At 70.7% G+C, this 11,976-nt stretch carries 13 protein-coding genes; 1 reads left to right on the top strand and 12 read right to left on the bottom strand.

The window, feature by feature from the left end:
* The 8 genes from ACIGXX_RS23860 to ACIGXX_RS23825 all read right to left on the bottom strand — a co-directional run bounded on the left by ACIGXX_RS23860 (position 1) and on the right by ACIGXX_RS23825 (position 5,301).
* Complete coding sequence (locus ACIGXX_RS23860) at positions 1 to 825, bottom strand: DUF3592 domain-containing protein (RefSeq protein ID WP_361473916.1); 825 nt, start codon at positions 823 to 825, stop codon at positions 1 to 3.
* Positions 826 to 994: 169 nt separating this feature from the next.
* Positions 995 to 1,786: an ABC transporter permease gene (locus ACIGXX_RS23855; protein ID WP_366463112.1), complete on the bottom strand. Its 792-nt coding sequence runs from the start codon at positions 1,784 to 1,786 to the stop codon at positions 995 to 997.
* The gene (locus tag ACIGXX_RS23850) at positions 1,783 to 2,769 is read right to left on the bottom strand and encodes an ATP-binding cassette domain-containing protein (RefSeq protein ID WP_399978974.1); all 987 of its coding nucleotides are present in this window, start codon (positions 2,767 to 2,769) and stop codon (positions 1,783 to 1,785) included. The genes ACIGXX_RS23855 and ACIGXX_RS23850 overlap by 4 nt, the downstream gene beginning before the upstream one ends.
* A 378-nt stretch (positions 2,770 to 3,147) precedes the next feature.
* Complete coding sequence (locus ACIGXX_RS23845; protein WP_399978519.1) at positions 3,148 to 3,582, bottom strand: SHOCT-like domain-containing protein; 435 nt, start codon at positions 3,580 to 3,582, stop codon at positions 3,148 to 3,150.
* 41 nt (positions 3,583 to 3,623) lie between these two features.
* The gene (locus ACIGXX_RS23840; RefSeq protein ID WP_351168214.1) at positions 3,624 to 3,884 is read right to left on the bottom strand and encodes a hypothetical protein; all 261 of its coding nucleotides are present in this window, start codon (positions 3,882 to 3,884) and stop codon (positions 3,624 to 3,626) included.
* Positions 3,881 to 4,243: a DUF2089 domain-containing protein gene (locus ACIGXX_RS23835; RefSeq protein WP_351168212.1), complete on the bottom strand. Its 363-nt coding sequence runs from the start codon at positions 4,241 to 4,243 to the stop codon at positions 3,881 to 3,883. Before ACIGXX_RS23835 ends, ACIGXX_RS23840 begins: the two co-directional genes overlap by 4 nt.
* A 125-nt stretch (positions 4,244 to 4,368) precedes the next feature.
* Complete coding sequence (locus ACIGXX_RS23830; RefSeq protein WP_399978514.1) at positions 4,369 to 4,551, bottom strand: hypothetical protein; 183 nt, start codon at positions 4,549 to 4,551, stop codon at positions 4,369 to 4,371.
* A gap of 132 nt (positions 4,552 to 4,683) precedes the next feature.
* Positions 4,684 to 5,301: a helix-turn-helix domain-containing protein gene (locus tag ACIGXX_RS23825; RefSeq protein ID WP_361471242.1), complete on the bottom strand. Its 618-nt coding sequence runs from the start codon at positions 5,299 to 5,301 to the stop codon at positions 4,684 to 4,686.
* Between the two features lie 70 nt (positions 5,302 to 5,371).
* Here ACIGXX_RS23825 and ACIGXX_RS23820 point away from each other — a divergent pair, with 70 nt between their 5' ends.
* Positions 5,372 to 6,265, top strand: coding sequence for an NADP-dependent oxidoreductase (locus tag ACIGXX_RS23820; RefSeq protein ID WP_366463109.1), 894 nt, complete (start codon positions 5,372 to 5,374; stop codon positions 6,263 to 6,265).
* A gap of 111 nt (positions 6,266 to 6,376) precedes the next feature.
* On the opposite strand, the gene ACIGXX_RS23815 is transcribed toward ACIGXX_RS23820, so the two are convergent.
* From ACIGXX_RS23815 to ACIGXX_RS23800, 4 genes are all read right to left on the bottom strand, one after another.
* Positions 6,377 to 7,633, bottom strand: a complete 1,257-nt coding sequence (locus ACIGXX_RS23815) for an MFS transporter (protein WP_366463108.1) — start codon at positions 7,631 to 7,633, stop codon at positions 6,377 to 6,379.
* Positions 7,630 to 8,769, bottom strand: coding sequence for a PLP-dependent cysteine synthase family protein (locus ACIGXX_RS23810; protein ID WP_399978509.1), 1,140 nt, complete (start codon positions 8,767 to 8,769; stop codon positions 7,630 to 7,632). Before ACIGXX_RS23810 ends, ACIGXX_RS23815 begins: the two co-directional genes overlap by 4 nt.
* Positions 8,770 to 8,898: 129 nt before the next feature.
* The gene (locus ACIGXX_RS23805) at positions 8,899 to 9,333 is read right to left on the bottom strand and encodes a hypothetical protein (RefSeq protein WP_399978506.1); all 435 of its coding nucleotides are present in this window, start codon (positions 9,331 to 9,333) and stop codon (positions 8,899 to 8,901) included.
* Positions 9,334 to 9,770: 437 nt separating this feature from the next.
* Positions 9,771 to 11,819, bottom strand: coding sequence for an ATP-binding protein (locus ACIGXX_RS23800; protein WP_399978503.1), 2,049 nt, complete (start codon positions 11,817 to 11,819; stop codon positions 9,771 to 9,773).
* Positions 11,820 to 11,976: the final 157 nt, after the last annotated feature.

The raw sequence follows: 11,976 nt of genomic DNA, 5'->3' as shown, positions 1-11,976 counted from the left end.
TCAGCCTTGCAGCAGGCTGCCCAGCACGCTCGTGATGAGTCCGGTCAGTGGCAGGAGCGTCGCGGTCGCGCCGAATGCGGCGAGGATGAGGCCCATGCTCATATGGGCCAGCGCCCGGCCGCCGCGGACCCTGCTGAGGTCCTGCGGATCGTAGGTGACGTCCACGGCCGGGTTCCGGCCTCGCGTCATCACGGTGACCGACGACTCGTGGGTCACCGTGCGGCCTTCGGCCGTCGTGAACCGCAGGACCGGGTTCATGGCCTGCTGCTTGGGTGACGTGCGGTACTGGACGATCTGACCGGGCACCGTCACTCCGCGGCGCCGCAGGATCCACGGGTCGCGCAGGAAGAATTTCCAGGCCACTGCCAGCAGCCCGGCGCCGAGGGGCAGCAGGAACGCGGCAGCGCTCAACCAGCCCCGTTGGTCCGGTGCGTCGAGGACGGTGAACAGCAGGACGAGCAGCAGCAGATAGCCGCACACCCCCATGCTCACCCGGGCCGCCCGGGTGGTCGGCGCGAGCGGCGCTCGGGGTGTGCGCCCGGTGGTCACCAGTGCCACTCCGTCCGCCACCGGCGTGACGCCCTCCATGGCCTGCCGCAGCCCTTCGGCGAACGTGCCCACGGCGTTCCCGTTGCCGCTGCTCACCCGGAAGCCGTCCCCCGAGGTGTCGCCGCTGATCCGCAGCCGCACCGAGCTCCGGCCATCACACTCCACGGCGCCGATGGCCCGCAGCGGTATCCGCCAGGTCGCGCGCCCCCGCACCACACGGACCTCCCCGCTCTCCAGTCGCATGGCGCCACCGCGCCCCTTCAGAACAATCTTCAAGTCCCGCCCCATGAGCGGATCTTAGGGCCTAACAGCCTCAGGAGCCCTTTCCCGACCGAATCGAGTCATGCGGTGGGTGGACCAGGACGTTTACCGATCCCGGTTCCGCGCCGCCGTCGCCGGCCCTCTCACCTTTGTCGGCCTTGGCTCCGGAGCCCGCACTCGTCGGCTACCTCGGGTCGCGGTTGAACTGCGCCATCGACCAGCGGTAGCCGAGCCCGATGAGGCCGATGCACCAGGCGAGCGCGAGCCAGCCGTTGTTGCCGATCTCGGTGCCGAGCAGCAGGCCGCGCAGGGTCTCGATGGCCGGGGTGAAGGGCTGGTAGTCGGCGATCGGCTGGAACCAGCCCGGCATCGTGTCGGCGGGGATGAAGGCGCTGGAGATGAGCGGCAGCAGGATCAGCGGCATGGCCATGTTGCCGGCCGCCTCGGCGTTGGGGCTGGCCATGCCCATCCCCACCGCGATCCAGGTCAGCGCCAGGGCGAACAGCGTGAGCAGTCCGAACGCCGCCAGCCATTCCACGGCCGTGGCGTCGGTGGAGCGGAAGCCGATGGCCACACCGACGGCGCCGACGAGGACTGCGCTGGCGATCGACTGCAGCACGCTGCCGACGACGTGCCCGATGATCACGGAGCCTCGGTAGACCGCCATCGTACGGAAGCGGGCGATGAGGCCCTCGGTCATATCCATGGAGACGTACACCGCGGCCCCGATCACGGTGCTGCCGATGGTCATCATCAGGATGCCCGGCACGATGTAGGCGATGTAGTCGGAGCGGTCGGCCCCGCCGCCGCCGATGCCCGCGCTCATCACGTCGCCGAAGATGTAGACGAAGAGCAGCAGCATCATGATCGGCGTGAGCAGCAGATTCAGGGTCGCGGACGGGTAGCGCCACGCGTGCAGCAGATTGCGGCGCAGCATCGTGTTCGAGTCGCGGACGGCGAGGGAGAGGGAGCTCATCGGGCGTCATCCTTGGTCTGGTTGGGGACGCCGGTGCCGCTGGTCAGGGCGAAGAAGACGTCGTCGAGGCCGGGGGTGTGCACGGTCAGTTCGTCGGCCTCGATGTCCTTCGAGTCGAGCCAGTCGAGGATGGAGCGCAGTTCCCGTTGGGTGCCGTCGCTGGGGATCTGGAGTGACATCGCTTCGTCGTCGCGGGCGGTCCCTTGGAGGGTGGATGCGGCGGCTTGGTACGCGGTCGGGTCGGTGAAGCGGAGGCGGACGTGGCCGCCGGGGATCAGGCGCTTGAGCTCCTCGGCGCTTCCCTGGGCGGCGATTTTGCCGTTGTTGAGGACGGCGATGCGGTCGGCGAGTTCGTCGGCTTCTTCGAGGTATTGGGTGGTGAGGAAGACGGTGACGCCGTCGGCGACGAGTTCGCGGATGATGCCCCACATGTTGTGGCGCGATCGCGGGTCCAGGCCGGTGGTGGGTTCGTCGAGGAAGATGATGCGCGGGTTGCCGACCAGGGTCATGGCGAGGTCGAGGCGGCGCTTCATGCCGCCGGAGTAGGTGGAGGCGGGCTTCTTCGCGGCCTCCACCAGGTCGAAGCGAGCCAGGAGTTCAGCGGCTACCCGGCGTCCCTCCTGCTTGGGCAGGTGGTGCAGGTCGGCCATGAGGAGCATGTTCTCCTCGCCGGTGATCAGGCCGTCGACGGCGGAGAACTGCCCGGTCACGCCGATCGCGGCGCGCACCCCGTCCGGGGAGGTGGCGATCTCGTGGCCCGCGACTTGGGCCTGTCCGCCGTCGGCGCTGATGAGGGTGGAGAGGATCTTGACGGCGGTGGTCTTGCCGGCGCCGTTCGGGCCGAGCAGCGCGAAGACGCTGCCGGCCGGGATGTGCAGGTCGATGCCGTCGAGGACGGTCTTGTCACCGAACGACTTGCGCAGACCGACGGCTGAGATGGCGGCGGACGGCTGAGGGCCACCAGCCTGCTTGGATGTGGGCATGACAAAATAAGCCATGGAGCTCTCCCTTTCGGAGGCTGGAGCGCCGGGGTGGCTGAAGTGACTGGGGGAGTGGGGAAGTTGGCAGGCCGGGAGTCAGGGCCGGGCGCGGCGTGGGTCTCGACAATGTCCGCGGTCTTCTGTTCCGGGGCCGCAGGCGTCGAGTGTCGTGCGCCCGCCCGGAGCCGGAGGGGGCGGCGAGGGGGGATCGAGCCAGACGGCGGTGCCCGCCGCGATGCCGACCTTCAAGTCGCGGTGCGCGGTCCTGAGTTCGGCCGCATCACAGGCAGCCTGGCCCAGGTGAATGCTGCCGTCACCTGCTGAGACGGGTGAACGCCCGTGCCCTGCCCGTGCCCGAGGCCGTGGCGGTGCGTGGCGGGATCACTCGCAGAAGATCTGCACCTGGGCGTCGGGGTCGTCGACGTCGATGGTGAGCTCGTCGAGCTGTTCGACGAGCTCTTCGAGGTGCTGCGGCTTGAGTTCAGTGAGGTCTATGGGTACTCCTGCCTTGTTCAGCTCCGCGTTGGCCTTGATGAGCGCCTGCGGAGGGAGAAGGCTGGTGAGTCGGACTCCGGCGCGCAGGAGCTGGAGCGGGACTCGGATGTTGACCCTGCTCGTCCCCTCGGCGCCGGATTCGTCCGTCGCGTTCACAATTACGCGCAGGTACTTGGCTCGGGCTTTCGGATGGCGGTACGCGGTTCCCGGCGGCGACTCGGGCTGCTGTCGTTCCAGGGCCCCGATCAGCCGCTCGGCCTCGTCCGCGGTGATCTTGCCCTCGGCCAGCATCTCCAGGATCTGGCGGCGCTGTTCGTTCACTGCTACTCCTCGCTTCGCTGAGCTTGTCTGACTCATCTGACTCATCTGACGCTGACCAGTACGGCCGTGCGGTCGTACGCGAGCTCGAACCGGGTGCCGGGCAGCGCCCACAGCAGCTGTCCGGTGCCGCGCAGCGCGCCCGCCGGGCTCACCCCGTAGATGCGGCAGGCGACTACTCCGGCCAGCACGGCGAGCAGCAGGAGCGGCGAAAGCACCAGCACCACCGGCAGGACCGGGACGTACAGGCGCTGCCAGCGGCCGCTTGGACGGCGGCGGCGCACCGTCACCAGCTGCGGGATCACCGCGATTTCTCCAGCTCGGCCAGGGCTTCTTCGGCGCTGATCTCCCCCCGCCGCAGGCGCTCGACGACGTCCGCGCCGGTAGGAGCCGGGTCGGTGTCGACGAAATCGAGCTGCTCGGTGATGCGGTTCAGCCGGGACTTGATCGTCGGGTAGCTCACCCCGAAGATGCGCTCCATCTCCTTGATCGAACCGTGCGACCGCACGAACGCGGCCACGAACACCTGGTCGTCGATGCCGAGTTGGGCCAGCTGAGGCGGCTCGAACTGCCCCTCGATCGCGACGCCGCTGCCGTCGAGGCGGACCCGCTCGACCACGAACGGCTGCCCGCGTGTCAGGTCCGTCAGTTCCTGCCAGTCCACCCTGGACTCCTTACTCTCGGCGACTCTCTCAGTTCAGTTATAGATTGAGATTCTTAAGGAGTCAACGCGCATATCTTGAGTTTCTTAATCTCGACTTTGATGGGGGCGGTGGTCGGTCTGGTTGCTCATGTGCTGGGGCCGCCGGTGAACGCGTCGCGGTTGATCGCACCGTCGGGTGGGCCGCCGGTGGCGGAGAAGAACACAAGGGCGGTCAGTGCTGTGCCGAGGGCGATGCCCAGATGCGTGGCGGTGTTGGGCAGACCCGAGGCGGAACCGGCGTTCTCATGCGGCACCTTGGCTAGCGACATGTCGGCGAGCGGGCTGCGGCCCGACGCGTGGGGCCGGGTTACCGTCCCCGGGCTGGGCCGTGACCATCACGGCGGGCCGCCCGCCACGGCGCGGGCCACTGGTCACTGGTGCCAGATCGTGTCCATCGCCTCTCAGGGCTGAGTAGAGACGGGAACGGTTCCTCGCGCGCGTCCGGCAGGGAGAGCGGCCTCCCAGGCCGCCTCGATCATCTGGAAGATTTCGTCCACCGCGGCGTCCGGATCGGCCGTCTCGCGGGCCAGTGCGTATGCGTCGATCGCGAACCTCGCGATCGTGCGGCAGGCCGTTGTGGACTGGGGCAGGTCGGGGTCGGCTGCGATGGCCGTCGCCAGTGACTCGGCATGACGCAGCCTCATCGACTCCTCGTACTCCCGCAGGGCGGGTGATTCGTCGACCATGCGGTAGATCGGGGCGGCGCTGTCCGCCGTGCAATGCCGCACCAGGGCCAGGATCTCGCGGCGCAGCGCCGGGATGAGCGGCTCGTGGGGCGCCCGGTCGGTGACCGCCTGCGTGAGGCGTTGCTCGAAGTCCTGGTCCTGCTCGAAGACCAGGGCCTCTTTCGAGGCGAAGTGGGAGAAGAGCGTGGTGACGGCCACGTCGGCCTCGGCGGCCACATCCCGGATGCCCACCGCGTCGTACCCGCGTTCCAGGAAGAGCTCCATGGCGGTGTCGGCGATCTTCTGGCGGGTCGCCGCCTTCTTGCGCTCACGACGTCCGGGCTGCACGGTCATGCCCTCAAGCTACCAGGTGCGAAAGAGAAACCGTTCTTAAACACTAACCGTTAGTGCTACGGTCCTCGGCATGAAGAAAGTGAGCTTCGCCGAATTCGGCGGTCCCGATGTCCTGCAACTTCTCGATGCCGAGGAGCCCCACGCGGGTCCCGGCCAGGTACGCATCGCCGTGCGGGCGGCGGGCGTGAACCCCGTCGACTGGCGGGTCCGTGAAGGCCAGGTCCTGGGCGCCCATCCGATTGAGCTGCCCTCCGGAGTCGGTCTTGACGCCGCCGGGGTGGTGGACGAGGTCGGTGAGGGCGTCGAAGGCATCAAGGTCGGCGACCACGTGTTCGGCGAAGGCGCGAGCACCTACGCCGAGTTCGCCGTGCTGTCGGCATGGGGCCGCATGCCCGAGGGCCTGACGTTCGAAGAGGCGGCCGGGTACCCCTCCGTGATGGAGACCGCGCTGCGCATCATCCGCGAGGTGGGTGTGCAGCCCGGGCAGACGCTGCTGGTCAGCGGTGCGTCCGGGGGAGTCGGATCGGCGGTGCTGCAGATCGCCCGCGACCGAGGCATCACGGTGATCGGCACGGCTGGGAGCGCCAACCAGGACTATCTACGCAGCCTGGGCGCGCTCGCCACGACGTACGGCGAGGGCTGGGCCCAGCGGGTGCGGCAGCTCGGCCCAGTCGACGCAGCCCTCGACCTGGCCGGTTCGGGCGTGATCCGCGAGCTCGTCGAGCTGACCGGGGACCCGCGGAAGGTGATATCCATCGCCGATCTGGATGCGCCCAAGCTCGGTGTCCGCTTCTCCGGCGTGGCCGGGAGCGTTCCGGACGCACTGGCCGAGGCCGCCGACCTCATCGCGCGGGGCAGGCTCCACATCCCGGTCGAGAAGTCGTACACGCTCGCCGAGGCCGCGGCGGCGCACATCGACAGCCAGGCCGGCCACTCGCGTGGCCGCCGGGTCGTGGTCATCTGAGGAGAGCCGAGAGCCGAGAGCCGATTGCGTAAGGACGCCTGGAGAAACACAGAGGAGCAGGGGCGGCGGCGTGGTGCGCCGCCGCCCCTGCTCCCGCTGTCCTTGCCAGGATCAGGCGGCGGCGAGCTGCGGATCCCGCGCGGTCAGGCGTCCGCTGCGTGCCAGAGCGGCGACGGAGGCCGCGCACGCGAGCCCGGTGGCGGTCAGGGCGCACCAGGTCATCCACAGGGCGTTGTGCCGCTCGGCGAAGTCCCAGACGGCTCCGGTGAGGAGATTGCCGAGGGTGATGCCGAGGCCGGAAATGGTGTTGTAGAGGCCGTAGTGGGTGGCGACGAGACGGTTTCCGGAGAGGGCGACCACGGTGTCCATCTCCAGCGGGTAGACCACCGCGCTGCCCGCTGCGAGCAGGACCACGGCCGCCAGCAGGGCGGCCAGGACCGCGGGTGCGGCACTGGAGGGGGTGAGAGCCAGCGGCAGGAAGGCGATGCCCATCGCGAACAGTCCCCGGCTCAGCGCCTGCCCCGGCTCCCACCGCCGCTTCGCCCAGGCGGTGAGCCGCAGTTGGCCCACGACGGCGACCGCGGCCGACACGACGAAGAGCCCGCTGGTGGCCCATGTGCCCCGCGCGCCCAGGGCGTTGGACGCGGCCAGCGGGAGGGCGAGGTAGACCTGGAAGGTCAGGACGTACGAGCCGATCATCGCGGTGGCGAAGAGCAGGAACGGCCGGTTGGCGACGACGGTGCGCCACTGTGCCAGTACGCCCTCCGGCCGGGCTCCGGCGGCGGAATCGTCACCGCGGCGTGCGGGCAGGGCCCGCCACTGCAGCAGGGTCAGCGCGGCGAAGATCGCGGCGGCGGCCGTGCAGACGAGGCGGAAGTCGGCGGCGAGCAGGGCGAGGCCGACCAGCGGGCCGAGGAGCATGCCGGCCTGGTAGTAGACGTTGAAGGTGGCGAAGGCGTCCACGCGCCTGTCACCTGCCTCGGCCGCCAAGTAGGCGCGCACGGCCGGGTTGAACAGAGCCCCCGCGAAGCCGGTGGCCGCCGAAGCGGCGACGAGCGCGGGGAGATTGTCGACCCAGCCCAGCAGGCCGAAGCCTGCGGTCCGCAGGAGGCACCCCGCCATGATCGGCGCCTTGTAGCCGAAACGGTCGGCGATGGTGCCGCCGATGAGGAACATGCCCTGCTGGGAGAAGTTGCGTACGCCCAGGACGAGCCCCACGGCCCAGGCCGCGAGCCCGAGTCGACCGGCCAGATGGGCGGCGAGGTAGGGCATGAGCATGTAGAAGGCGAGGTTGATGGCGAACTGATTGGCCATCAATAGGCGTACCGCGGGCGGGAAGGAGCGTGTCTGCTGCCACAGGTTCTTCATCGGGTGGCTCCCAGGGGCTCGTGCGCGTGAGCGTCGGCGAGGGGGTCGGTGATGCGCGCGCAGCGGGTCCAGCGGGTGACGACACGGTCGGTGGGGCGGTCGATGTCGTCCGGGTCATCGGCCGGCAGATGGCCGAGCAGGTCGTGCTCGCGGCAGTAGGCGTCGTCGAAGACGGTGCCGACATAGCGTTGCGGCCCGTCGGGCAGGACGGTGACGATGCGGTCCTCGGCGGGCAGGGTGCGGGCCAGCCAGCGGGCGACGAGGGCGACGGCCCCGACGCTCCAGCCGCCGGTGGCGTAGTGGTGGCGGGCGAGTTGGCGGGCGGCCCAGACGGCCTCGGGCGCCGCGACCCAGTGCACTTCGTCGAAGAGGTCGTAGGCGACATTGCGGGGGTAGATGCTGCTGCCGAGGCCGCGCATGAGGCGGGGAGCGGCGGGCTGGCCGAAGATGGTGGAGCCGGGCGTGTCCACCCCCACGACCCGCAGGCGGGGGAAGTACGCGCGCAGGACGGAGGCGACGCCGGCGGAGTGGCCGCCGGTTCCCACCGAGACGACGAGGGTGTCGATCCGGCCGAGTTGGGCCACCAGTTCGTGGGCGAGCGGGGCGTAGGCGGCGACGTTGTCGGGGTTGTTGTACTGGTCGGGGCACCACGCGTGGGGGTGCAGGGCGAGGAGTTCCTCGACGCGGTGGCGGCGTGCCTGCTGCCAGCCGCCGGTGGGGTGCGGGGCGTCGGCGAGTTCGATCTGCGCTCCGTAGGCGGTGAGCAGGCCGGTCATCAGCGGTTCCATGCCGGGGTCGGTGACGACGGTGACCGGGTGTCCGAAGGCGTTGCCGGCGAGGGCCAGGCCGAGCCCGAGGGTGCCGGAGGTGGACTCCACGATCCGGGCGCCGGGCGCCAGGTGCCCGCGCTCACGGGCGGCCCGCACCATGTGCAGGGCGCTGCGGTCCTTGATGCCACCGGGGTTGTGGCCTTCGAGCTTGGCCCAGAAGCCGCGTCCGGCAGCGGTGAAGGGTGCGCCGACCCAGAGGACCGGTGTGTCGCCGACCAGGCCGGCGGGGGTGTGTGCCGGGCGTTTGGTGCCGCTGAGCAACTGGGCCGGTGGGAGGGAACTGAGGGCGGTGGCGAGCTGGTTCATGGCGTGCTTCTCCCGCGAGCGATGGCGCCAGAAGGCTGTCGCTCGTTCTGTGGGTGGAAGGAGGGTGACTGATCGGGAGCCATCGCGCGGCCTTGCGAGCGGTGCCCGTGGCCGTGGCTCAAGGGGCGATCAGGTCCTCCACACGCCCAGGCGGGCCCGCTCCCGCCCGGCGGATGCGGTGCCGGTGTCCGGAGGCGGGGGAGCGCCTTCGCGTACGGAGCGAGTCGACCCGCCGGTGTCCAGGGCCGCCTGCGCGTCCTGCACGGCCTCGGCGTCCGGGGCGATGGCGCGGGGTGGCTGGATCGTCGGCTCGTCCGTACCCCAGCACTGCGCCGGGCTGTTCTCGACGGGCGCTGCCTGTCGCGCGGCCGGATCGACGCTGGGCTCGGACGGCGGAGTACAGGTCGCGGTGGCGGCGAGGAGGGAATCGGCGCGTGCCGCCCCGGTCGGCGCCGGTCCGTGGGCACAGGCCAGCAGGTGGACCAGCGTGACCAGCAGCACCGCGAGCGCCGCTCCGGTGCGGGACACGGAGCGGCCGCCGCGGGATTCCGACCGAGCCGTCATGAAGCCACACAGTAATCGATGAGTTACGTAAGGTGCGTGTGAGGTGTACGGAGGGTGGCTGGAACGGCCCCCTCCTTGGCGTGTGTTGGGACGGTCCGCAGGGGCGGGGGCAGGGGCAGGGGCAGGGCAAGACAGGCGGGCGGCTTGCTGCAGGTCGTGGTGGGGGCGCCAGTTGACGGCCCGGCCGCCGTTCGCGGTGGTGCAGCGGGACGTGAGCGGACAAGTGGTGCACTGATTGGTGGTTGGCGGTGAACCAGGCCTTGCGCTGGTGGTGACTGCCGCCGGGTGGCAGCAGGACGGTGGTGTGGCCGCCCAGGCAGGTCAGCGTGCCGGCCGTCGTGTCGATGTGGAAGTCGTCGAGGGTGAAGCCGCCGGGGATGGCGGGGTTCAGGGCCGGCGGCCCGGTCGGGCGTTCGCCAGCGGGAGCAGGTGCGGGTTCAGGTCTGGTGCAGGGCGTAGGTGATGCCGTCGTCGATGCTGTCTTCCATTCCCTTACGGAAGGCGGCCTCGTACGCGTCGTCGCCGATGCTCTCGCGTGCTTGGCGTTCGCAGGCTTTGCGGGCGGCGAGGAGTTCGGGGACGCCCAGTTGGTTGCGGCCGATGGCGTTCCAGGCCTGCTGGCCGATGCCAAGGAGGCGAGCTGCCGGCTCGCCCCGGCCGGTGGCGGCGGTGATCGAGGCCAGCAGGTCAATCGACGTGCCGATACCGATGCTGTCGCGTAGCAGGGCCTTGGCCTGTAGGGAAGCGCGGGCATACGCGGTCGCCTCGTCCAGTTGGCCCAGGCCGAGTGCCGCCAGCCCTCGTACGTAGTCGGCGAAGGCCTGGGCCCACCGGTCGCCACAGGTGAGGCATTGCGCGCGCATGGCATCGGCTGCCGCGGCGGCTTGTGCGAACTCCCCCAGGTTGGTGTGGGCGAACACGCGGATCGTCCACACCAGGAAGCGGGCCCCGCTGTAGGCCGCGCCGTGGTCGCGGGTGTAGGGCGCGGCATCGAAGACAGCGGCGGCCTGGGCGGGCTGTCCGCTCAGGCCCAGGTATCCGCCCTCGAGGTGAGCGGCGGCGACCAGCATGGCCGGGTCGGCCGATGCCTCGGCGTCAGCACGGAGCTCCTGTGCCCTCACCGCGACGGTGTCGAGGTCGCCCTGGCCCAGGGCGATCGCGCCGCAGGCCCATACCGCCTTGCTGCGGGCCGGGCTTGGCGTCGGGTACTGCTGCAGGGCGCGGTCGAGGTAGTGGCGGCCTGCGTGCTGGAGACCGCAGGCGAGCCAGAGGAACCACAGGGCCCCGGCCAGTTCCAGCGCGGCGTCTCCGTCGTCCCCTTCGCCGAGGCAGAAGTCCAGGGCGGTGCGGAAGTTGGAGTGGTCGGCGGAGGCTCGCTCGTACCAGGCGAGCTGGTCGGGCCCCATCCAGGCGGCGTCCGCGCGCAGGGCCAGCGCCCGGTAGTGGGTCCGGTGGCGGCAGCGTAGTTCCTCCGCCTCGCCCAGGCGGCGCAGCCAGTCGGCGCCGTATTCACGCAGCGTGTCCAGCATCCGGTACCGCTCCCCGCCGGCGGTGGGCTGCCAGGTCACGATCGACTTGTCCACCAGCGCGGCCAGCAGGCCGGTGATGCGGTCGGCAGGCAGGTGCCAGTCGGCGCACACCATACGGGCCGCCTCGGCGTCGAAGGTCCCGGCGAACACCGACAGGCGGGCCCACAGCAGCCGTTCGGCCGGGCTGCACAGCTGGTGGCTCCAGCCGATCGCGGTCCGCAGCGCCTGGTGCCAGGGCGGCTGCGCCCCGTGCACCACCTTGTCGGTGTCCCCCAGGACGGCGAACCGGTCGTCGAGGCGCTCGGTCAGCTCCCGTACTGACAGCTCGCCCAGGCGCGCCGCGGCCAGCTCGATGGCCAGCGGCAGACCCTCCAACCGCCGGGCCAGGCCGACCAGATCGGCCCGTCCGGCAGCGTCGGCCGCGAGGCCGGGAACCCTCTGGGCGGCCCGCTCGGCCAGCAGCACCACCGCATCCGCCTCGGCCGCCGCCGCAGGATCGCCGGGGCCCGGGATCGGCAGCGGCTCGACGGTGAGCACCTCCGCGCCGGGAACGTTCAGCGGACGTCGGCTGGTGGCCAGGATCCGCAGGCCCGGCGCGGCCCGCATCAGCGCCTGGACAGTCAGCGCGCATTCGTCGGCCAGATGCTCGCAGGTGTCCAGGACCAGCAGCAGCTCCCGGTCGGCCAGATACTCGGCCAGCACGTCGAGCATCGGGCGGGTGGTCTGGTCGACCAGCGGCAGCGCCTCGACGATGGCGTACGGCAGCGCCTCACCCTGGCTCAGCGGCGACAGTTCCACCAGCCACACGCCGTCCCAGAAGGCGGGCCGCAGCCGAGCCGCGGCTTCCAGCGCCAGCCGGGTCTTGCCCACCCCGCCCACCCCCGTGAGGGTCACCAGCCGCGCCGGCCCCTTCACCAACCGCACGACCTCCGCCAGCTCGGTACGGCGACCCACCATCCCCGCCGCCGCTGCCGGAAGGTTGCCCACTTGTCGCCGCCCAACCGCCACGATCGCCCTTCCTGCGCTTCGTACACCCCCACGCGGTACGGACCCGCAGTCTGCCGCCCTCCGCCGCGCCACGTGCCGACCGGCAAGAAAGATTCCGATGACGTCG

This window comes from Streptomyces sp. NPDC055243 (assembly GCF_044544025.1).
Lineage (GTDB): Bacteria > Actinomycetota > Actinomycetes > Streptomycetales > Streptomycetaceae > Streptomyces.
The sequence above is the reverse complement of the archived record's forward strand: the minus strand, read 5'-3'. Positions and strand labels throughout refer to the sequence as shown.